This is a genomic window from Streptomyces corallincola (assembly GCF_019104725.1).
In the GTDB taxonomy this organism is placed as follows: Bacteria; Actinomycetota; Actinomycetes; order Streptomycetales; family Streptomycetaceae; genus Streptomyces; species Streptomyces corallincola.
Genome location: NZ_JAHRXF010000007.1, coordinates 118,098 through 138,142, shown reverse-complemented (window position 1 = coordinate 138,142; position 20,045 = coordinate 118,098). Strand labels below are relative to the sequence as shown.

The following is a 20,045-nucleotide window of genomic DNA, read 5'->3' as shown; positions in this document are numbered from 1 at the left end:
GAATTTTTGCGTGTGCCCAGGTCAGAGCCGCTTTCCGCCTGTCTGAAGGACGTACAGCCATGACCGCCAGCCCGGAGCAGCCCGCCGCGTCCGCGCCCCGCCGCAGGGTGAGCCGTCACCGCGGCGAGGGCCAGTGGGCCGCGGGCCACTTCACCCCGCTCAACGGAAACGAGCAGTTCAAGAAGGACGACGACGGTCTCAACGTACGGACACGTATTGAGACGATCTACTCCAAGCGGGGCTTCGACTCGATCGACCCGAACGACCTTCGCGGCCGGATGCGCTGGTGGGGTCTGTACACCCAGCGCCGTCCCGGTATCGACGGCGGGAAGACGGCCGTGCTGGAGCCGGAGGAGCTGGACGACGAGTTCTTCATGCTGCGGGTGCGGATCGACGGCGGCCGGCTGACCACCGGGCAGCTGCGGGTGATCGGCGAGATCTCGCAGGAGTTCGCGCGCGGCACCGCCGACATCACCGACCGGCAGAACATCCAGCTGCACTGGATTCGCATCGAGGACGTCCCGGAGATCTGGCAGCGGCTGGAGGGGGTCGGCCTGTCCACCACCGAGGCGTGCGGTGACGTGCCCCGCGTGATCCTCGGTTCCCCGGTGGCCGGTATCGCCTCCGACGAGATCGTGGACGGCACCCCGGCCGTGGACGAGATCCACCGCAGGATCATCGGCAACCCGGCCTTCTCCAACCTGCCCCGCAAGTTCAAGACGGCCGTCTCCGGCTCGCCGCTGCTGGACGTGGCGCACGAGATCAACGACGTGGCGTTCGTCGGCGTGGTCCACCCCGAGCACGGGCCCGGCTTCGACCTGTGGGTGGGCGGCGGACTGTCCACCAACCCGAAGATCGGCGTACGGCTCGGCGCGTGGGTGCCGCTGGACGAGGTCCCGGACGTGCACGAGGGCGTCATCTCGATCTTCCGCGACTACGGCTACCGGCGGCTGCGCACCCGCGCCCGGCTGAAGTTCCTGGTCGCGGACTGGGGCGCGGCGAAGTTCCGGCAGGTGCTGGAGGACGAGTACCTCGAGCGGAAGCTGACCGACGGCCCGGCACCCGCGCAGCCCGTGGAACGCTGGCGCGACCACGTCGGCGTGCACCGGCAGAACGACGGCCGCTTCTACGTCGGTTTCGCGCCCCGCGTCGGCCGGGTGGACGGCACCCTGCTGGCCAAGGTCGCGGACCTCGCGGAGGAGCACGGCTCGGGCCGGGTGCGGACCACCGTCGAACAGAAGATGATCGTGCTGGACGTGGCCGAGGACCGGGTGGACTCCCTGGTCGCGGCGCTGGAGTCGCTGGACCTGCGGGTCAACCCCTCGCCCTTCCGGCGCGGCACGATGGCCTGCACGGGCATCGAGTTCTGCAAGCTGGCCATCGTCGAGACCAAGGCGCGCGGCAGCGCCCTCATCGACGAACTGGAGCGCCGCCTGCCGGAGTTCGACGAGCCGCTCACCATCAACGTCAACGGCTGCCCGAACGCCTGCGCCCGTATCCAGGTCGCGGACATCGGTCTCAAGGGCCAGCTGGTGCTGAACTCCGAGGGCGAGCAGGTCGAGGGGTTCCAGGTGCACCTGGGCGGCGCGCTCGGCCTGGAGCCGGGCTTCGGCCGCAAGGTGCGCGGCCTGAAGGTCACCTCGGCGGAGCTGGACGACTACGTGGAGCGGGTGCTGCGCCGCTACCTCGCGGACCGCGAGGACGGCGAGCGGTTCGCCGTCTGGGCGGCCCGCGCCTCCGAGGAGGCCCTGTCGTGAGCGAGCGCGCGGCACCGTTCTTCTGCCCGTACTGCGGCGACGAGGACCTGCGCCCGAACGAGGAGGGCCACGGCGCGTGGGAGTGCCGGGCGTGCAACCGGGCGTTCCGGCTGAAGTTCCTCGGTCTGCTGGCGAGCGGGCTGACGGCCAGGCGGGACACCGGAACCGGAGCACCTGCCGCGGACCCCGACGACGGAGGGGACGAAGCGATATGACGGTCGATCAGAACACCCTGGCCGACGAGGAGTTGAGGGAGACCGCCGAGCGGGCGGGACGCGAGCTGGAGGACGCCTCCGCGCCGGAGATCCTGTCCTGGGCGGTGGAGACCTTCGGGGACCGGTTCTGCGTGACCTCCTCGATGGAGGACGCGGTGGTCGCCCACCTCGCCTCGCGGGCGCGTCCCGGTGTGGACGTCGTCTTCCTGGACACCGGCTACCACTTCCCGGAGACCATCGGCACCCGTGACGCGGTGGCCGCGGTGATGGACGTCAACGTCATCACCCTCACCCCCCGGCGGACGGTCGCCGAGCAGGACGCCGAGCACGGGCCGGGGCTGCACGACCGGGACCCCGACCTGTGCTGCGCGCTGCGGAAGGTGCGGCCGCTCGAAGAGGGCCTGACCGGCTATCTGGCCTGGGCGACCGGGCTGCGCCGCGACGAGTCCCCGACCCGCGCGAACACCCCGGTGGTCGGCTGGGACGCCCGGCGCCGCAAGGTGAAGGTGTCCCCCATCGCCCGCTGGACCCAGGACGACGTGGACGCCTACGTCGCGGAGCACGGCGTGCTGACCAACCCGCTGCTCTCCGACGGCTACGCCTCCATCGGCTGCGCGCCCTGCACCCGCCGTGTGCTGGAGGGCGAGGACGCCCGCGCCGGGCGCTGGGCGGGCCGGGGCAAGACCGAGTGCGGACTGCACGGATGACGGGCGGCGCGACGCCGGACACCCGGCACACGGCCGCCCCGCACACAGGCGCCCCGCACACAGGCCCCCGGCACACGGGTGGCGGCGCCACGGTGTGGCTGACGGGGCTGCCCAGCGCGGGCAAGACCACCATCGCCCGCGAGCTGGCCGCGCTGCTCGGCGCGGCCGGGCGGCGCACCGAACTGCTCGACGGCGACGAGATCCGCACGTTCCTCTCGGCGGGCCTCGGTTTCGACCGGGCCGACCGGGACACCAACGTGCGGCGGATCGGGTTCGTCGCCGAACTCCTCGCCCGCAACGGCGTACTGGCGCTGGTGCCGGTCATCGCGCCGTACGCGGACAGCCGGGAGGCGGTGCGGACTCGGCACGCGGCGAACGGCACGCCGTACCTGGAGATCCATGTGGCGACCCCGGTCGAGGTGTGCTCGGTCCGGGACGTGAAGGGGCTGTACGCCAAGCAGGCCGCGGGCGAGCTGACCGGGCTCACCGGGGTGGACGACCCGTACGAGGAGCCGAAGGCACCGGACCTGCGGATCGAGTCGCAGGCGCAGACGGTGCGGGAGTCCGCCGAGGCGGTGCTCGCCCTGCTGAGCGAGAGGGGACTGGCATGACGACGACCGTCACCAAGGTCACGGACGGCGACGGGGGCACCGGCGGCGGCCGGGGCGCGGGAAGCCCGTACGCCCTCACGCACCTGGACGCGCTGGAGTCGGAGGCGGTGCACATCTTCCGCGAGGTGGCGGGCGAGTTCGAGAACCCGGTGATCCTGTTCTCCGGGGGCAAGGACTCCATCGTCATGCTGCACCTGGCGCTGAAGGCGTTCGCGCCCGCCGCGGTGCCGTTCTCGCTGCTGCACGTGGACACCGGACACAACTTCCCCGAGGTGCTGGAGTACCGGGACCGTGTGGTGGCCGCACATGGGCTGCGCCTCCATGTGGCCTCCGTACAGGACTACATCGACCGGGGTGTGCTCAGGGAACGTCCCGACGGGACCCGCAACCCGCTCCAGACCGTGCCGCTGACCGAGAAGATCCAGCGGGAACGTTTCGACGCGGTGTTCGGCGGCGGACGCCGGGACGAGGAGAAGGCCCGCGCCAAGGAGCGGGTGTTCTCGCTGCGGGACGAGTTCTCCCAGTGGGACCCGCGCCGCCAGCGCCCCGAGCTGTGGAACCTGTACAACGGGCGGCACGCCCCCGGCGAGCACGTCCGGGTGTTCCCGCTGTCCAACTGGACCGAGCTGGACGTGTGGCAGTACATCGCCCGCGAGGGCATCGAGCTTCCGGAGATCTACTTCGCGCACGAACGCGAGGTGTTCGGCCGGTCCGGGATGTGGCTGACGGCCGGTGAGTGGGGCGGCCCGAAGGACGGCGAGGTTCCCGAGACCCGGCTGGTGCGCTACCGCACGGTCGGGGACATGTCCTGCACCGGCGCGGTGGACTCCGACGCCACCACGCTGGACGCCGTGATCGCCGAGATCGCCGCCTCCCGGCTGACCGAGCGCGGCGCGACCCGCGCCGACGACAAGCTGTCCGAGGCCGCGATGGAAGACCGCAAGCGCGAGGGGTACTTCTAGCGATGACCAGCACCCAGACCAACCCGACCACCCCCGGCGCGGCCGGGGCGCTGGGCGAGACGACGCTGCTGCGCTTCGCCACCGCCGGTTCGGTGGACGACGGCAAGTCCACCCTGGTCGGACGGCTGCTGCACGACTCCAAGTCGGTCCTCACCGACCAGCTGGAGGCCGTGGAGCGGGCGTCGGCGGGCCGGGGCCAGGACGGGCCGGACCTCGCGCTGCTCACCGACGGGCTGCGCGCCGAGCGCGAGCAGGGCATCACCATCGACGTGGCGTACCGCTACTTCGCCACCCCCCGGCGCCGCTTCATCCTCGCGGACACGCCGGGCCATGTGCAGTACACCCGGAACATGGTCACCGGCGCCTCCACCGCCGAGCTGACGGTGGTCCTGGTGGACGCCCGCAACGGCGTGGTCGAGCAGACCCGCAGGCACGCCGCCATCGCCGCGCTGCTGCGCGTCCCGCACGTCGTCCTCGCCGTCAACAAGATGGACCTCGTCGGGTACGCGGAGCCCGTGTTCGCCGCGATCGCCGAGGAGTTCACGGCGTACGCCACCGAACTGGGCGTCCCGGAGGTCACCGCGATCCCGATCTCGGCGCTCACCGGGGACAACGTGGTGGAGCCCAGCTCCGTCATGGACTGGTACGGCGGCCCGACGGTGCTGGAGCACTTGGAGACGGTCCCGGTCAGCCACGACCTGGCGCACTGCCACGCCCGGCTCCCGGTGCAGTACGTGATCCGCCCGCAGACCGCCGAGCACCCCGACTACCGGGGGTACGCCGGGCAGATCGCGGCGGGTTCCTTCCGGGTCGGGGAGGCGGTGACCGTGCTGCCGTCGGGCCGTACCTCGGTCATCGCCGGGATCGACCTGCTGGGCGCGCCGGTGGGCGAGGCGTGGACGGCGCAGTCGGTGACGGTGCTGCTCGCGGACGACATCGACGTCTCGCGCGGCGACCTGATCGTGCCGACCGAGGACGCGCCCGCGACCACACAGGACGTGGAGGCGACCGTCTGCCATGTCGCGGACCAGCCGCTGACGGTCGGCCACCGGGTGCTGCTGAAGCACGGCACGCGCACGGTCAAGGCGATCGTGAAGGACATCCCGTCCCGGCTCACCCTGGACGACCTGTCGCTGCACCCGCATCCGGGAACGCTCGTCGCCAACGACATCGGCCGGGTGAAGATCCGTACCGCCGAACCGCTGCCCGCCGACTCCTACGCGGACTCGCGGCGCACCGGTTCGTTCATCCTGATCGACCCGGGCGACGGCACCACGCTGACCGCCGGGATGGTCGGGGAGTCGTTCGCCGCGCCCGAGCCGGTGCGTGGCGACGCCGACGAGGACGGGTGGGACTTCTGACCATGCGGCTCACGGATGTGTTCGCCACGTTCGCCAAGGAGGGCGGTCGCGTCGGAAGCGGCGCCCTCGGCAGCGGGCAGGGCGGGGTGGCGCGATGTGCGGGCTGACGTACGCGCACCGCTTGCGCGCCCCGTCCCCCCACGCCTCCCCACCCGCACGACTCCGTCCGCCCGGCGGCCCCAGGTCCCGGCGGCGGAGACACCCTGCCGATCTCCCGGCCACGACCTGACAGGCCCCGAAGGGCCCCGGGCGTGACCGCCGGGCCAACGAGAGGAAACCCTCCCGTGCCTGCCATACCCCTCCGCCTCCGCCGTGCCGCCTCGGGTGCCCGCGGTCCGCTGCTGCGCCGCTCGGTCGCCGTGGCCGCCGCCCTGCCCCTGCTGGCGCTCGCCGCGTGCGGCTACGGCTCCGAGGCGAAGAAGGACGACGCCCACCAGAAGGTCGCCGCCGGGGCGAAGAAGATCGACGGGCTCGACTCGGTGAAGATCGGCTACTTCCCGAACCTGACCCACGCCAGCGCACTGGTCGGGCGCCAACAGGGCTTCTTCCAGAAGCAGTTGGGCGCCACCAAGGCCGAGTACGCCACGTTCAACGCGGGCCCCTCGGAGATCGAGGCGCTCAACGCCGGGTCCATCGACATCGGGTGGATCGGCCCGTCCCCGGCGATCAACGGCTACACCAAGTCGGGCGGCACCGACCTGAGGATCATCGGCGGTTCCGCGTCGGGCGGGGTCAAGCTGGTGGTCAACCCGAAGAAGATCACCTCCCTGAAGGACGTGAAGGGCAAGCGGATCGCCACTCCGCAGCTCGGCAACACGCAGGACGTCGCGTTCCTCAACTGGGCGGCGGAGCAGGGCTGGACGATCGACCCGCAGAGCGGCAAGGGCGATGTCACGGTCGTCCGCAGCGACAACAAGGTCACCCCGGACGCCTTCAAGTCCGGTTCCATCGACGGCGCTTGGGGGCCGGAGCCGACCGCGTCGAAGCTGGTCGCCGAGGGCGGCAGGACGCTGCTGGACGAGTCGTCGCTGTGGCCCGGCAAGAAGTTCGTGATCACCAACATCATCGTGTCGCAGAAGTTCCTCAAGGCCCACCCGGCGGCCGTCGAGGCGGTGCTCAAGGGCTCCGTCGAGGCCAACAAGTGGATCGCCGCCGACTCGGACAAGGCGCGGGACGCGGCGAACAAGCAGCTCGCGGAGGACTCCGGCAAGGCGCTGCCCGCCGACGTCCTCGACCCGGCCTGGAAGTCCATCCAGGTCACGGACGACCCGCTGGCCGCCACCCTGGAGACCGAGGCGGCGCACGCGGTGAAGGCGGGCCTGCTCAAGCAGCCGGACCTCAAGGGGATCTACGACCTGACGATCCTGAACAAGGTCCTGAAGTCCGAGGGCGGGAGCCCGGTCTCCGCCGCCGGTCTCGGCGCGAGCTGACCGGTCCCCGACGCACCCCAGGAGGTGACGAAGATGGCCACCGCTCTCGCCAAGGCCGACCCGTCCGCCGAGTACGCCGCACGCCTCGACCACGTCTCGAAGTCCTTCGCGGGACCGGGCGGGCAGCAGCTCGTCCTGGACGACATCACCCTCGATGTCGCGCCGGGCGAGTTCGTCACCCTCCTCGGGGCGTCGGGCTGCGGCAAGTCCACGCTGCTGAATCTGGTGGCGGGCCTGGACCGGCCCACCACCGGCTCCATCGGCACCGACGGCCGACCGGCGCTCATGTTCCAGGAACACGCGTTGTTCCCCTGGCTGACCGCCGGGAAGAACATCGAACTCGCCCTGAAACTCAGGGGTGTTGCGAAGGCCGACCGGCGCACCGAGGCCGACCGGCTGCTGGACCTCGTACGGCTCGGCGGCGCGCACGGCAAGCGGGTGCACGAGCTGTCCGGCGGTATGCGGCAGCGGGTGGCGCTGGCCCGCGCGCTCGGCCAGGAGAGCAGTCTGCTGCTGATGGACGAGCCGTTCGCCGCGCTCGACGCCATCACCCGGGACGTGCTGCACGACGAGCTGACCCGCATCTGGTCGGAGACCGGGGTGTCGGTGCTGTTCGTGACGCACAACGTGCGCGAGGCGGTGCGGCTCGCCCAGCGGGTTGTGCTGCTGTCGTCCCGGCCGGGCCGGATCGCCCGCGAGTGGCGGGTGGAGCTGCCGCAGCCGCGCCGGATCGAGGACGCGCCGGTCGCCGAGCTGTCCGTGGAGATCACCGATGTCCTGCGAGGGGAGATCCGCCGACATGGCAGGCACTGACACGACGACGGCCCCCGGCACCGGGAGCGTGGGGGCCGGGCTCGACGCCCTGGAGAGCACGCCCGCCGGGCGCAGGCCGTTCACCCGCACCCTGCGCGAGAAGATCCTGCCGCCGCTCACCGCGGTCGTCGTGGTCCTGGTGGCCTGGCAGGCGCTCATCACCTTCCACGTGGTGGACGACCCCAGCAAGCTGCCCTCGCCCGGTGACGTGTGGGCGCGGTTCCGCGAGGACTGGTTCCAGGGCAAGCTGCTCGGCTACATCTGGACCAGCGTCTCGCGCGGTCTGCTCGGTTTCGCCCTCGCCCTGCTCATCGGCACCCCGCTGGGGCTGCTGGTGGCGCGGGTGCGGTTCGTGCGGGCGGCGATCGGGCCGATCCTGTCGGGGCTCCAGTCGCTGCCGTCGGTGGCGTGGGTGCCGCCCGCCGTGATCTGGCTGGGCCTGGACAACTCGATGATGTACGCGGTGATCCTGCTCGGCGCGGTCCCCTCCATCGCCAACGGGCTGGTGTCCGGTGTCGATCAGGTGCCGCCGCTGTTCCTGCGGGCGGGCCGCACCCTGGGCGCCACCGGACTCCAAGGCGTCCGGCACGTGCTGCTCCCCGCGGCGCTGCCCGGCTATGTGGCCGGGATGAAGCAGGGCTGGGCGTTCTCCTGGCGGTCGCTGATGGCGGCGGAGATCATCGCCTCGTTCCCCGACCTCGGCGTCGGTCTCGGCCAGCTGCTGGAGAACGGGCGCAACGCGCAGGACATGGCGATGGTGTTCGAGGCGATCCTGCTGATCCTGTTCGTCGGCATCGCCATCGATCTGCTGATCTTCAGCCCCCTGGAGCGGTCCGTGCTGCGCGGCCGGGGCCTCCTGGTGAAAAACTGAGGGCAGCCATGAACGCACCCGTCCTCCTCGTCGTCGCCCACGGCAGCCGCGATCCCCGGCACGCCGCGACCGTGCACGCCCTGGTGCGCCGGGTGCGGGCGATGCGGCCGGGACTGCGGGTGGAGACCGGGTTCCTGGACTTCACCCTCCCCTCCGTGCCGGGCGTGCTGGAGTCCCTGGCGCGGGAGGGCGTACGGGACGTGGTGGCGCTGCCGCTGCTGCTGACCCGCGCCTTCCACGCCAAGTCCGACATCCCGGCCGTGCTGCGGGCGGCGCCCGCGCGGCTGCGGGTGCGGCAGGCGGAGGTGCTGGGACCCGATCCGCTGCTGGTCGCGGCGCTGGAGCGGCGGCTGGCGGAGGCCGGTCAGACCGGCGCGGACCGGGGCTCGACCGGGGTCGTGCTGGCGTCGGCGGGGTCGTCCGACCCGGAGGCCGTCGCGGTGATCGACACGGTCGCGCGGGAGTGGCGGCGGGCCGCCGGATGGCGCGCGGTGCTGCCCGCGTACGCGTCGGCCGCGCTGCCCCGCACCGAGGGCGCCGTCGCGGAGCTGCGCGCGCTGGGCTGTGCGCGGGTCGCCGTCGCGCCGTACGTCCTGGCGCCGGGTTTCCTCCCCGACCGCATCGCGCGCGGTGCGGCCGGGGCGGACGTACTGGCGGACGTGCTGGGTCCGGCACCGGAGGTGGCGCGGGTGCTGCTGGGCCGCTACGACGCTGCGCGCCACCCGCTCCGGGCGGCGCTCGGCGCCTGAACGGCCGTACACCTCAAGGGCGTTGTGCGGCTTCCGCTCACAACTGGAGCACGGTGGCGAGCTGTTGGGTGTGGACCAGGCTCTGGGTACCGGCCGGGGCGCCGATGCTGATGGCCTCCAGGGCGGAGCGGATACGGCCCCGGTTCGGCGGCCCGCCGTCCCCGAGGGACTCCAGCAGGGCGCCCCGGATGGCCTCGCCGTGCACGACGAGACCGGGGAACTCGGCGTGCAGCGCGTCGAGCAGGTCGTCGGAGAGCCCCACCAGTCCTTCGGACGCGGGCCGGTAGGGGTCGAACGCGACCCGGCCGAAGTCGCCCATCCCTGCGGGGCCGCTGTTGCCGTGGAAGTTGTACGTACTCATTGGCGTGTCCTGACTCCTGGGGCGGAACAGTCTTCCGGGGCGCCGTGATCGTACGTGCCCGAAGCCCGGAAAATCGTCACTCGTCCGGGTGAACCGCACCCGTGACGGCCTTGTCCGCGAGCCGCTCCAGTTCCCGCGGCGGGAGTGATCCGGCGGGCCTGCGCTCGTGTGCGAAGCGGTTGGCGAGGCTCTGGAGCAGCTCGTTGAGCGGGGTCGGCACACCGTGCTGCCTGCCGAGGAGCACGATCTCGCCGTTGAGGTGGTCGGCCTCGATGGTGCCGGTACCCCGGGCGAGGGACTGCCAGGTGGAGGAGCCGCCGCGCGGGGCGTCCGGCAGCGGCACGGGATCGACCTTGTGGCCGCGCACCGCGCGCTGTTCCTCCACGGTGGCATAGGCGATCCCGGCCGCGTCGAGCACGGTCTCGCCCTCGGCGCGGACCTTGGCGTACAGCGCACGGGCGGCGTCATCGTCCACGCGCCCGGCGACGGCCTCCAGGGCGTTGCCGAGGTTGGCGAGCAGCTTGGCGTACTGCCAGCGGGCCACGTCGGGCACGACCGGTGCCTCGAAGTGGGCGCCCGCGAGGTCGGCGGCGACGCGGTGGGCGGTGTCGTCGGTGCCGTGCGGATGGCGGCCGATGTGCAGGATGCCGGTGAGCGGGGCCCCGGCGGCGGAGACCACGCCGGGTTCGAGGTGTCCGGCGGGCAGCCACACGCAGACGGCGTAGACGTGCCGGAAGGCGCGCAGCGCGAGACGCGGGCCCTCCACGCCGTTCTGGAGGCAGAGCACGGGCAGCAGTTCGGCGGCGGTGCCACCGCCCGCGACGGGTGCCGTGCGCCACTTCTCCAGGGCGGTGACGGTGTCCTGGGTCTTGACGGCGAGGAGGAGGACGTCGTCGGCGCGCAGTTCCCCGAGCGCGTCGGGACCGTCAACGGCCTTAAGTGGAAAGGTCAGTTCGCCTTCGGGGACATGGAGACGAAGGCCCCGCTCCCGCAGGGCCGCCAGATGGGCGCCCCGGGCGACGAGCACGACCTCGTGCCCGGCCTGTGCCAGCCGTCCGCCGACCGCGCCGCCAACCGCTCCCGCCCCGATGATGATGTATCGCATGGGAGCGAGCCTGGCACAGCGGGTCCGGGCCGATCACCCCTGCCCTGAGGTGAGTTCGACCAGCTTGACGACGGTGTTCCAGTTGCGGGTGGTGGCGACGAGCCCCCTGGTCACGCGCGGCCGGGAGAGTTCGGCGGCGAGCCTGGACCGGCCGAGTCCGTCGGGGGCGAGCAGGTAGAGGCAGCGGTCCCCGAGGCGGAACTCCTCGGGGAGCAGCGCGGTGTGGTCGATGCCCGCGAACCGGTCGGCGGTGACGGGTGCGTCGAAGTAGGTGACGTGGAGCTGTTTCGGCTCCAACTCCGCTGCGCCAAAAGGACAGTTGTCGGCCACCGAACGCAGATACGCGTGGTCGCGCACGAGGACGTCCACGGTGAAGCCGAACCGCTCCCGGACCGCTTCGGCCAACTCGGCCGCCCAGGAAGCCTCGTCACCGCGCTCGGCACCGAACACGGCCTGGCCGCTCTGCAGATGGGTGCGTACGCCGTCGAGCCCGAGGCCGGTCATGAGGGTGCGCAGGTCGGCCATCGGGAGCTTGCGGGCGCCGCCGACGTTGATTCCGCGCAGGAGTGCGGCGTAGGTCGTCATCGCGTCACTGTAGAGCGGCCCGGAGTCCCGGCGGCGTACGACGGCCCGGCCCTGCCCCTCCCGGATGCCCCTCGGTACCCGCCCGGACCTGTGCGAATGCGAGACTGGCCCCCGTCGGGGACGGGGCCGGACACGGCGACGGACGAGGGAACCACGGAGGCGGACGGATGGACGAGGCACGCGCGCGGGAGGTACTGGCCGCCGCCGGGGTGCTGCCCGGCCCGGCGGAGGACGCGCGGTTGCTCGCGCTGGGCGAGAACGCGGTGTTCGCGGCCGGGGAGCTGGTCGTCAAGGTGGGCCGGGACGCCGAACTCCTGCCCCGCGCGCGGCGGGAGCTGGACATCGCCCGCTGGCTGGCCGGGGCGGAGGTGCCCGCGGTGCGCGCGGCCGTGCCGGAACCGCTGCTGGTGCACGGGCACCCGGTGACCGTGTGGCACCGGCTGCCCGACCCGGTGCGCCCGGCCGGACCCCGCGATCTGGCCGGGCTGCTGCGGCTGGTGCACGCGCTGCCCGCACCGGCGTTCGCCCTGCCGCCGCGCGATCTGCTGGGCGGGGTGGAGCGCTGGCTGCGGCTCGCGGGCGACGCGATCGACCCCGCCGACGCCGCGTATCTGCGTGAGCGCCGGGACGGTTTCGCCTCGGCCGCCGCCGCGCTGACCCCGCGTCTGGCGCCGGGGGCGATCCACGGGGACGCGCTGCCGCGCAATGTGCACATCGGCCCGCACGGCCCGGTCCTGCTGGACCTGGAGACCTTCGCCGCCGACCTCCGCGAGCACGACCTCGTGGTGATGGCGCTGTCCCGCGACCGCTACGGCCTGCCCGCCGAGTCCTACGACGCCTTCACCGACGCCTACGGCTGGGACGTGCGCGCGTGGGACGGCTGCGCGGTGCTGCGGGGCGCCCGTGAGACGGCCAGCTGCGCCTGGGTCGCCCAGCACGCCCCGGGCAACCCGAAGGCTCTGGCGGAGTTCCGCCGCCGGGTGGCCTCCCTGCGCGACGGGGACACGTCGGTGCGCTGGTACCCGTTCTGACCGGTGCGACGGCGGCCGTGACGCGGCGGCGGCACGGCACCGGGCACCGGGCACCGGGCGGTCAACGGACCCGGCGCCCCGGCACCTCAGGTGAGCGACCCGGCCGGCTCCCGGACCGGCCACACCCCGTCCACCACCGCGTCCGTCTCGCCCTTGCGGCGCAGGAACGCCTGGAAGTCGGCCGCCCAGTCGGCGTACCACTCGATCTGCCGCTCGTGCAGCGCGGCGGGGCCCAGTTCGGCGACCTTGGGGTGGCGGTCGGCTATCGCGGAGGCCAGGCGGGCGGCGGCGAGGGCGTCGGCCGCGGCGTCGTGGGCGGCGTCGAGGACGATGCCGTACTCCGCGCAGACCGCCTCCAGGTTCCGCTTGCCCCTGCGGTAGCGGTCCACCCGGCGGTCGATGGTGTAGGGGTCGATGACCGGCGCCGGTGGCCGCCCGCCGAGCCGGTCCGCGAGGGACGGCAGTCCGTGGCGGGCGAGTTCGGCGGAGAGCAGCGTGAGGTCGAAGGCCGCGTTGTACGCGACGACCGGCACGCCCGTGCTCCAGTAGCCGGTGAGGACGTCGGCCAGGGTGTCGGCGACCTCGTCGGCGGGACGGCCCTCGGCCGCCGCGCGTTCGTTGCTGATGCCGTGGACGGCGACCGCGTCGGCGGGTATCTCCACCCCCGGATCGGCCAGCCATTCGCGGCGGCCCAGCGTCTCCCCGGCCCTGACCTCGATCACCGCGCCGGTGACGATGCGCGCCTCGCGCGGATCGGTCCCGGTCGTCTCCAGGTCGAAGCCGATCAGCAGCTCTTGGTGCCAGCTCATGTGCGGCCCCCCTTCTCGGTGGTGCGTTCCCCCAGTGGCCTCCACCATCGCACGCGGCACCGACAACCGGCGGACCGCGTTCCGCCCGACCGGCGCACGGGACGGACAGGGCGGATGAATTCCAGCGGCTCCCGACGATCACCGGCGTTTCAGGACACGGGCCGCGAATCCGCCCACGCCTGCTCGAACTCCTCCCGGTAGGTCGGGAAGAGGCCGGTCTCCACCACGTCCTGGGAGGTGACGAGTCGGCTGCCGCCGCGCAGCACCAAGACCGGCGACTCCATGCCGCGTGCCCCGCGCAGATACGACTGGACCACCGCGACCCCGTCGGCACCGTCGCCGTCCACCAGATAGGCGGTGAACCTGGGGGTCTCGTCGTACACCTGGATCTCGAAGGCGCCCGGGTCGCGCAGGCGGGAGCGGACCCGGCGCATGTGCAGGATGTTCATCTCGACCGAGCGGCTCAACTCGCCGCGCTTCATCCCGAGTTCGCGCTCACGGCGCTTGACCGCGCTGGAGGCGGGGTTGAGGAAGAGGAGCCGGACGCGGCAGCCGGACTCCGCGAGCCGGACCAGTCGGCGGCCGGAGAAGTTCTGCACCAGCAGGTTCAGCCCGATGCCGATGGCGTCGAGGCGGCGGGCGGAGCCGAAGATGTCCTCGGCGGGGAACCGGCGCATCAGCCGCACCCGGTCGGGGTGCACGGCGACCACGTCGGCGTACCGGTCGCCGACGAGGTCCTCGACGGCGTCCACCGGCAGCCGCCGCGCGGAGGGCACGTCACCGGCCGCGCCGAGCAGCTCCAGCAGCCGCGCGGAGGCGCGTTCGGCCTGGCCGAGCACCGCCTCGGAGAGCGCGCGGTTGCGGGAGACGACGTTGCGCGTCACCTCCAGCTCGTCCAGGGCGAGTTCGAGATCGCGGCGCTCGTCCACGTACGGCTCGAAGCAGGGCCAGTGCTGGACGACGAGTTCGCGCAGTTGCGGGAGGGTGAGGAAGCTGAGCACGTTGTCGTCGGCCGGGTCGAGCAAGTAGCCCTTGCGGCGGCTGACTTCGCGGACGGCGACGGCCCGCTGCACCCATTCCTGCCCGGCCGGTCCGGCGGCGGCCACCACCCAGTCGTCGCCGTGCACGGGCTCGTAGACCGGGCGGAGCACGGCGGCGACGACGGCGCGCAGCCGCTGTTCGACCAGATTCAGCCAGATGTAGGCGCGGCCCGCCCGCTGCGCGCGGGTGCGCACCTCCAGCCAGGCGTCGGCGCCCCATTCGAGGTCCGGCCCGATGGAGCCGGTGGCGTCCATCGGCCGGGCCAGGGACACCGCGCCGGGCGGGACGTCCGCGGAGTCTCCCTCGTGGCCCTCGCCACCAGGGGGCAGCTCCAGCCCACCCGAGCCCACCCGCGCACCGCCTTCCGCCACCCCAGGGCCTTCCCCGTCCCAACGATCAAGGAAGGGTACTCCGGGAGCGGCGGGCGGTGCAGCCCGATGGACAGGTCGGTTTCCCGGATGTGACCTCCAACTTCCCTGTATGCCTTGGCCGTTCCGGCTCCGGCGCTCACGGGGAGTGAGCGGGGTCATAGCGCCGGGGGCGCACGGCGCCGGTACGGCCGCGCGCCCGCGCGGGGCACCGCGTACGGCGCGCCGTACGTTCCTCCAGACCAGGGACGGTTCCCGGGGCCCGGTCCGCCGGGCGGGCGGCGCGCGTCCCGGAGCGCGCCGTCCCCACTCCGCGTGTCCGGCGCCGGGGCACCCCCCGGCCGGGCCCCCGGCGCGCGCCGCGACCGGTCACGTCCGGTTCCGGCCACTCCTCGGACGTACGTGCCACCCGGCGCGGGTGCCACGGACCGCGCCGCCGGGCGCGCGGGCCCGCCGGTGGGTGCCCGGGCGCACGGGAACGGCCCGTACACGGTGGGTCGGCGCGGTTTCGGGGCAGACTCGAACCCAACGCGGCCCCGCCGGGGCACTCCTCCTGGAAGAGTCCTACCCATGCAGGTCTGGCCTGGAGAGGCATATCCGCTCGGCGCGACGTACGACGGCGCCGGGACCAACTTCGCGGTCTTCACCGAGGCCGCGGACCGAGTAGAGCTGTGTCTGCTGCACGACGACGGCTCGGAGACGGCGGTGGAACTCCGCGAGAGCGACGCGTTCGTACGGCACGCGTACGTGCCGGGCGTGATGCCGGGCCAGCGGTACGGGTTCCGGGTGCACGGCCCGCACGACCCGGCACGCGGGCTGCGCTGCAACTCGGCGAAGCTGCTGCTGGACCCGTACGCGAAGGCGGTCAGCGGGGCGGTGCGGTGGGGCGAGGAGGTGTACGGCTACCACTTCGGGGAGCCGGACCGGCGCAACGACCTGGACTCCGCGCCGCACACCATGACCTCGGTGGTGATCAACCCGTACTTCGACTGGGGTGACGACCGGCCGCCGCGCACCGAGTTCCACCGCACGGTGATCTACGAGGCGCACGTCAAGGGCCTCACCATGCGCCACCCCGGCCTCCCCGACGAGCTGCGCGGCACGTACGCGGCGCTCGCGCACCCGGCAATCCTGGAGCACCTGAAGCAACTGGGCGTGACCGCACTGGAGTTGATGCCGGTCCACCAGTTCGTGAACGACCACCGCCTGGTGGACATGGGGCTGAACAACTACTGGGGCTACAACACGATCGGCTTCTTCGCCCCGCACAACGCGTACGCCTCCTGGGGCGACCGGGGCCAGCAGGTGCTGGAGTTCAAGTCGGCGGTGCGGGCGCTGCACGAGGCGGGCATCGAGGTCATCCTCGACGTGGTCTACAACCACACCGCCGAGGGCAACCACCTGGGCCCGACGCTGTCGTTCAAGGGCATCGACAATCCGTCGTACTACCGGCTGACCGACGACCCGCGCTACTACATGGACACCACGGGCACCGGGAACTCGCTGCTCATGCGGTCCCCGCACGTGCTCCAGCTGATCATGGACTCGCTGCGGTACTGGGTGACCGAGATGCACGTGGACGGGTTCCGCTTCGACCTCGCGGCGACGCTGGCCCGGCAGTTCCACGAGGTGGACCGGCTGTCGTCCTTCTTCGACCTGGTGCAGCAGGACCCGGTGGTCTCGCAGGTGAAGCTGATCGCGGAGCCGTGGGACGTCGGCGAGGGCGGCTACCAGGTGGGCAACTTCCCGCCGCTGTGGACGGAGTGGAACGGCAAGTACCGGGACACCGTGCGCGATGTGTGGCGCGGCGAGTCACGCGCGCTGGCGGAGTTCGCGTCCCGGCTGACCGGCTCCTCCGATCTGTACCAGGACGACGGGCGCCGTCCGCTGGCCTCCATCAACTTCGTGACCTGCCACGACGGTTTCACGCTGCGCGACCTCGTGTCGTACAACGACAAGCACAACGAGGCCAACGGCGAGGAGAACCGGGACGGCGAGAGCCACAACCGGTCCTGGAACTGCGGCGCGGAGGGCGAGACCGACGACCCGGACATCCGGGAGCTGCGGGCCCGGCAGACCCGCAACTTCCTCGCCACGCTGATGCTGTCCCAGGGCGTGCCGATGATCAGCCACGGCGACGAGTTCGGCCGCACCCAGGACGGCAACAACAACGCCTACTGCCAGGACAACGAGCTGTCGTGGGTGGAGTGGCCGGGGGACGGGGAGGAGGGCGGCGGCCCGGACGGCGGTCAACTGCTGGAGTTCGTGCGGGCGATGGTGTGGCTGCGCCGCGACCACCCGGTGTTCCGGCGCCGCCGCTTCCTGCACGGACGCCCGGTGGAGGGCACGCACGACGAGCTGTCGGACGTGGCCTGGTTCACCCCGCACGGCGGCGAGATGGAACAGGCGGACTGGGACTCGGCGGGGGCGTCGGCGCTGACCGTCTTCCTCAACGGCAACGCGATCTCCGAGCCGGGGCCGCGCGGGGAACGGATCGGGGACGACTCGTTCCTGCTGATGTTCAACGCCTCGCACGAGCCGCTGGACTTCACGGTGCCCGTCGATCACGGGGCGGAGTGGCAGGTGGTCGTGGACACCGCCCGGCCGGACGGGGTGCCGCCGGGCAGCGGGCCCAAGGTGGGCGCGGGCGAGCGGCTCACGCTGGCCGACCGCAGTCTGACGGTGCTCCAGCGGCCCGCGTAGACGGCGCGGGCCGGGAGGGGCGGGAGGGGGGAGTGTGGCCGGTGACGGGGGCCGACCGGATGACGCGGGCGGTCCGACCGCGCGGGGATGACACGAACGGCGCCGGGCGGGGTACGTAGGTCAGCATGACTTCTGAGCGCCCCGGCCCGGACGTGCCCACGGCCACCTACCGGCTGCAACTCCAGCCCGCGTTCCCGTTCGGCGCCGCCGAGGCGGCCGTGCCCCATCTGGCGTCGCTCGGCGTCTCGCATCTGCACCTGTCCCCGGTCCTGGAGGCGGTGCCCGGTTCCACGCACGGGTACGACGTCACGGACCCCGGCCGGGTGCGCGAGGAGCTGGGCGGCGAGGAGGGACTGCGCGCCCTGGCCCGCACCGCGCGGGAGCACGGCCTGGGCCTGGTGGCGGACATCGTGCCCAACCACATGGCGATGGCGCCCCGGCACAACAAGGCGCTGTGGGAGGTGCTGCGGGAGGGGCCCGAGTCGCCGTACGCGCGCTGGTTCGACATCGACTGGGCGGCGCAGGACGGGCGGCTGCTGCTGCCCGTGCTGGGCGGTCCGGTCGGCTCCCAGCTGGAGCATCTGGTGGTGGACGGCGACGTGCTGCGCCACCACGACCACGTCCTCCCGCTCCGCGAGGGCACCGCGCATCTGCCGCTGCCGGAGCTGCTGGACGCCCAGTGGTACCGGCCCGCGTGGTGGCGGCTGGCCCGCACCGAGCTGAACTACCGCCGCTTCTTCAGCATTTCGGAGCTGATCGGGGTGCGCGTCGAGGACCCGGAGGTGTTCGACGCCACCCACGCCAAGATCCTCCAGCTGCTCGCCGACGGGGTGCTGGACGGGCTGCGCATCGACCACCCGGACGGGCTCGCCGACCCGGACGGCTATCTCGCCCGGCTGGACGGGGCGACCGGCGGACGCTGGACGGTGGTGGAGAAGATCCTCGCCGACGGCGAACACCTGCCCGCGTCCTGGCCGGTCGCCGGCACCACCGGGTACGACGCGCTGCGCCAGGTGGACGGCGTGTTCACCGACCGCACCGGGGCGTACGAACTCCTGGGCCGCTACCGGGCGTTCGCGGCGCCGCAGACCGACCGGGGCGGCAACTGGGAGGCGACCGCGCGGCGGGCCGCGTACAAGGTGATCACCCATGAACTCGCCACCGAGACCGACCGGTTGACGCGGGTCGCGGCCCGGCTGTGCGCTTCCTCGCCGGATCTCGCGCTGCGCGACCGCGCGCACTGGGCGCTGCGCACCGCGCTGGAGGAACTGCTCGTCCGGATGGAGGTGTACCGGCCCTACGCCTCCCAGGACGCCTCCCTCGTCGTCACCGAACGGGCCGCCGAGGAAGCCAGGCTGGCGTTCGTGGTGCCGGAGGAGGCCGAGGTGGTGGACATCGTGCGCCGACTGCTGGTCGAGCCGCCCGGCGACCCGGCGGCCCCGGACCACGCCGACCGGGCCGAGTTCCGTACCCGGTTCGCGCAGACCTCGTCGGCGCTGCGCGCCAAGTCGCTGGAGGACACCGCGTTCTACCGGTACGTCCCGCTGCTGTCCGCCACCGAGGTGGGCGGCGATCCGGGCTCCCCCGGGGTGACCCCGGACGACTTCCACGCCTGGTGCGCCCGTGTCCAGCGGGACTGGCCGGTCACCGGCACGGTGGTCACCACCCACGACACCAAGCGCAGCGCGGACGTGCGGGCGGCGCTCGCGGTGCTCACCGAGTGCCCGGACCGCTACTCGGAACTGCTGGCCGAGCTGACGCGGGCCGAGGGGGGTGTCCCGGACGGGCAGCTCGCCTGGGCCGCCTGGCAGACGGTGTTCGGGCTCGGCCCGGCCGACGAGGACCGCGTCCAGCAGGCACTGCTCAAGCACGTCCGCGAGGCGGGCATGTACACGAGCTGGACCGAGCAGGAACCGCCGTACGAGGAGGCGGTGGCGCGGTTCGTCGCCGAGGGTCCGTGCGGTCCCGCCGGTGAGCGCGTCGCCGCCCTGCGCAAGGCGCTCGAACCCCACATCCGGGCCAACGTCCTCGGCACCGCCCTGGTCCATCTGACGATGCCGGGCGTCCCGGACGTCTACCAGGGCACCGAGGGCGAGTACCGCGCGCTGGTGGACCCCGACAACCGGCGCGCCGTCTCCTTCCCCCCGGCCGACCCCGGCGAGAAGGACGCCCTGTCGTCCGCCGCGCTGCGTCTGCGCGCCCGTCGGCCGTCCGCCTTCGGCCGCTCCGCCTCCTACACCCCCCTCACCGCCGAAGGGCCCGCCGCCGGCCACTGCCTGGCCTTCACCCGCACCGACCGCACCCTGACCGCCGTCACCCGGCTCTCCCTCCGCCTCGCCGAATCCGGTGGCTGGCACGACACCACCCTCCCGCTGCCACCGGGCCGCTGGACCGATGTCCTGGGCGGGGAAAGGGAGTTCAGCGGGCGGGTGGCGCTGGCTGAGCTGTTCTCGGCGGCGCCGGTGGCGCTGCTGGAGCGGGTGGCGGAGTCCGTGTAAGCGCAGCCGCACCGGCACGGGACGGAACCGGGGAATCCGGCCGCCGGTCCGGACCGGTGCGCTTGACA

Annotated in this window: 18 protein-coding genes; 13 read left to right on the top strand and 5 right to left on the bottom strand. The window is 72.9% G+C overall.

Annotated elements, in window-relative coordinates; genetic code table 11:
- Positions 1 to 59 precede the first annotated feature (59 nt).
- The 10 genes from KUM39_RS07865 (at position 60) to KUM39_RS07815 (ending at position 9,476) form a co-directional block, all read left to right on the top strand.
- Positions 60 to 1,757 (top strand): nitrite/sulfite reductase, encoded by a 1,698-nt coding sequence (locus KUM39_RS07865; RefSeq protein ID WP_217784697.1) that lies wholly within the window; start codon positions 60 to 62, stop codon positions 1,755 to 1,757.
- The gene (locus tag KUM39_RS07860) at positions 1,754 to 1,972 is read left to right on the top strand and encodes a hypothetical protein (RefSeq protein ID WP_217784696.1); all 219 of its coding nucleotides are present in this window, start codon (positions 1,754 to 1,756) and stop codon (positions 1,970 to 1,972) included. The genes KUM39_RS07865 and KUM39_RS07860 overlap by 4 nt, the downstream gene beginning before the upstream one ends.
- Positions 1,969 to 2,679, top strand: a complete 711-nt coding sequence (locus tag KUM39_RS07855) for a phosphoadenylyl-sulfate reductase (protein ID WP_217784695.1) — start codon at positions 1,969 to 1,971, stop codon at positions 2,677 to 2,679. Before KUM39_RS07860 ends, KUM39_RS07855 begins: the two co-directional genes overlap by 4 nt.
- Positions 2,676 to 3,290, top strand: coding sequence for an adenylyl-sulfate kinase (gene cysC, locus KUM39_RS07850; RefSeq protein ID WP_217784694.1), 615 nt, complete (start codon positions 2,676 to 2,678; stop codon positions 3,288 to 3,290). The genes KUM39_RS07855 and cysC overlap by 4 nt, the downstream gene beginning before the upstream one ends.
- Positions 3,287 to 4,252, top strand: a complete 966-nt coding sequence (cysD, locus tag KUM39_RS07845) for a sulfate adenylyltransferase subunit CysD (protein WP_246619771.1) — start codon at positions 3,287 to 3,289, stop codon at positions 4,250 to 4,252. The genes cysC and cysD overlap by 4 nt, the downstream gene beginning before the upstream one ends.
- Positions 4,253 to 4,254: 2 nt before the next feature.
- On the top strand, positions 4,255 to 5,613 hold the full coding sequence (locus KUM39_RS07840; protein ID WP_217784693.1) for a sulfate adenylyltransferase subunit 1: 1,359 nt from the start codon (positions 4,255 to 4,257) through the stop codon (positions 5,611 to 5,613).
- A 284-nt stretch (positions 5,614 to 5,897) separates the two neighbouring features.
- Entirely contained in the window at positions 5,898 to 7,043 is a 1,146-nt protein-coding gene (locus KUM39_RS07830) for an aliphatic sulfonate ABC transporter substrate-binding protein (RefSeq protein ID WP_372455721.1), read from the top strand.
- Positions 7,044 to 7,076: 33 nt separating this feature from the next.
- Complete coding sequence (locus KUM39_RS07825; protein ID WP_217784691.1) at positions 7,077 to 7,856, top strand: ABC transporter ATP-binding protein; 780 nt, start codon at positions 7,077 to 7,079, stop codon at positions 7,854 to 7,856.
- Positions 7,843 to 8,727: an ABC transporter permease gene (locus tag KUM39_RS07820; protein ID WP_217784690.1), complete on the top strand. Its 885-nt coding sequence runs from the start codon at positions 7,843 to 7,845 to the stop codon at positions 8,725 to 8,727. The genes KUM39_RS07825 and KUM39_RS07820 overlap by 14 nt, the downstream gene beginning before the upstream one ends.
- Before the next feature lie 8 nt (positions 8,728 to 8,735).
- The gene (locus KUM39_RS07815; protein ID WP_217784689.1) at positions 8,736 to 9,476 is read left to right on the top strand and encodes a sirohydrochlorin chelatase; all 741 of its coding nucleotides are present in this window, start codon (positions 8,736 to 8,738) and stop codon (positions 9,474 to 9,476) included.
- A 37-nt stretch (positions 9,477 to 9,513) separates the two neighbouring features.
- Here KUM39_RS07815 and KUM39_RS07810 read toward each other — a convergent pair whose 3' ends face one another.
- The 3 genes from KUM39_RS07810 to KUM39_RS07800 all read right to left on the bottom strand — a co-directional run bounded on the left by KUM39_RS07810 (position 9,514) and on the right by KUM39_RS07800 (position 11,527).
- Positions 9,514 to 9,837, bottom strand: coding sequence for a hypothetical protein (locus tag KUM39_RS07810; RefSeq protein ID WP_217784688.1), 324 nt, complete (start codon positions 9,835 to 9,837; stop codon positions 9,514 to 9,516).
- 76 nt (positions 9,838 to 9,913) lie between these two features.
- Positions 9,914 to 10,942: a ketopantoate reductase family protein gene (locus KUM39_RS07805; protein WP_217784687.1), complete on the bottom strand. Its 1,029-nt coding sequence runs from the start codon at positions 10,940 to 10,942 to the stop codon at positions 9,914 to 9,916.
- Between the two features lie 33 nt (positions 10,943 to 10,975).
- Positions 10,976 to 11,527 carry a DUF1697 domain-containing protein gene (locus tag KUM39_RS07800; protein WP_217784686.1) on the bottom strand — a complete coding sequence of 184 codons (552 nt, stop codon included), beginning with the start codon at positions 11,525 to 11,527 and terminating at the stop codon, positions 10,976 to 10,978.
- A gap of 167 nt (positions 11,528 to 11,694) precedes the next feature.
- On the opposite strand from KUM39_RS07800, the gene KUM39_RS07795 reads away from it, so the two are divergent.
- Positions 11,695 to 12,558: a phosphotransferase enzyme family protein gene (locus tag KUM39_RS07795; protein ID WP_217784685.1), complete on the top strand. Its 864-nt coding sequence runs from the start codon at positions 11,695 to 11,697 to the stop codon at positions 12,556 to 12,558.
- Positions 12,559 to 12,644: 86 nt separating this feature from the next.
- Here the strand turns inward: KUM39_RS07795 and KUM39_RS07790 are convergent, their stop codons facing one another.
- Both KUM39_RS07790 and KUM39_RS07785 read right to left on the bottom strand, forming a co-directional pair.
- Positions 12,645 to 13,367 carry a 3'-5' exonuclease gene (locus KUM39_RS07790; RefSeq protein WP_217784684.1) on the bottom strand — a complete coding sequence of 241 codons (723 nt, stop codon included), beginning with the start codon at positions 13,365 to 13,367 and terminating at the stop codon, positions 12,645 to 12,647.
- A gap of 149 nt (positions 13,368 to 13,516) precedes the next feature.
- Positions 13,517 to 14,758, bottom strand: coding sequence for a DUF5919 domain-containing protein (locus KUM39_RS07785; protein ID WP_217784726.1), 1,242 nt, complete (start codon positions 14,756 to 14,758; stop codon positions 13,517 to 13,519).
- A gap of 588 nt (positions 14,759 to 15,346) precedes the next feature.
- Between KUM39_RS07785 and glgX the strand changes: the two genes are divergently transcribed.
- Positions 15,347 to 17,479 carry a glycogen debranching protein GlgX gene (glgX, locus tag KUM39_RS07780; protein WP_217784683.1) on the top strand — a complete coding sequence of 711 codons (2,133 nt, stop codon included), beginning with the start codon at positions 15,347 to 15,349 and terminating at the stop codon, positions 17,477 to 17,479.
- A gap of 125 nt (positions 17,480 to 17,604) precedes the next feature.
- On the top strand, positions 17,605 to 19,977 hold the full coding sequence (gene treY, locus KUM39_RS07775; protein WP_217784682.1) for a malto-oligosyltrehalose synthase: 2,373 nt from the start codon (positions 17,605 to 17,607) through the stop codon (positions 19,975 to 19,977).
- The last annotated feature ends 68 nt before the right edge of the window (positions 19,978 to 20,045 follow it).

What these genes read in the sequence shown, in the direction of transcription:
- KUM39_RS07840 (WP_217784693.1), top strand. Translation starts at nt 4,255, where the DNA reads ATGACCAGCACCCAGACCAACCCGACCACCCCCGGCGCGGCCGGGGCG.
- KUM39_RS07855 (WP_217784695.1), top strand. Translation starts at nt 1,969, where the DNA reads ATGACGGTCGATCAGAACACCCTGGCCGACGAGGAGTTGAGGGAGACC.
- KUM39_RS07795 (WP_217784685.1), top strand. Translation starts at nt 11,695, where the DNA reads ATGGACGAGGCACGCGCGCGGGAGGTACTGGCCGCCGCCGGGGTGCTG.
- KUM39_RS07810 (WP_217784688.1), bottom strand. Translation starts at nt 9,837, where the DNA reads ATGAGTACGTACAACTTCCACGGCAACAGCGGCCCCGCAGGGATGGGC.
- KUM39_RS07815 (WP_217784689.1), top strand. Translation starts at nt 8,736, where the DNA reads ATGAACGCACCCGTCCTCCTCGTCGTCGCCCACGGCAGCCGCGATCCC.
- KUM39_RS07865 (WP_217784697.1), top strand. Translation starts at nt 60, where the DNA reads ATGACCGCCAGCCCGGAGCAGCCCGCCGCGTCCGCGCCCCGCCGCAGG.
- KUM39_RS07800 (WP_217784686.1), bottom strand. Translation starts at nt 11,527, where the DNA reads ATGACGACCTACGCCGCACTCCTGCGCGGAATCAACGTCGGCGGCGCC.
- KUM39_RS07820 (WP_217784690.1), top strand. Translation starts at nt 7,843, where the DNA reads ATGGCAGGCACTGACACGACGACGGCCCCCGGCACCGGGAGCGTGGGG.
- glgX (WP_217784683.1), top strand. Translation starts at nt 15,347, where the DNA reads ATGCAGGTCTGGCCTGGAGAGGCATATCCGCTCGGCGCGACGTACGAC.
- KUM39_RS07825 (WP_217784691.1), top strand. Translation starts at nt 7,077, where the DNA reads ATGGCCACCGCTCTCGCCAAGGCCGACCCGTCCGCCGAGTACGCCGCA.
- KUM39_RS07805 (WP_217784687.1), bottom strand. Translation starts at nt 10,942, where the DNA reads ATGCGATACATCATCATCGGGGCGGGAGCGGTTGGCGGCGCGGTCGGC.
- treY (WP_217784682.1), top strand. Translation starts at nt 17,605, where the DNA reads ATGACTTCTGAGCGCCCCGGCCCGGACGTGCCCACGGCCACCTACCGG.
- cysD (WP_246619771.1), top strand. Translation starts at nt 3,287, where the DNA reads ATGACGACGACCGTCACCAAGGTCACGGACGGCGACGGGGGCACCGGC.
- KUM39_RS07790 (WP_217784684.1), bottom strand. Translation starts at nt 13,367, where the DNA reads ATGAGCTGGCACCAAGAGCTGCTGATCGGCTTCGACCTGGAGACGACC.
- cysC (WP_217784694.1), top strand. Translation starts at nt 2,676, where the DNA reads ATGACGGGCGGCGCGACGCCGGACACCCGGCACACGGCCGCCCCGCAC.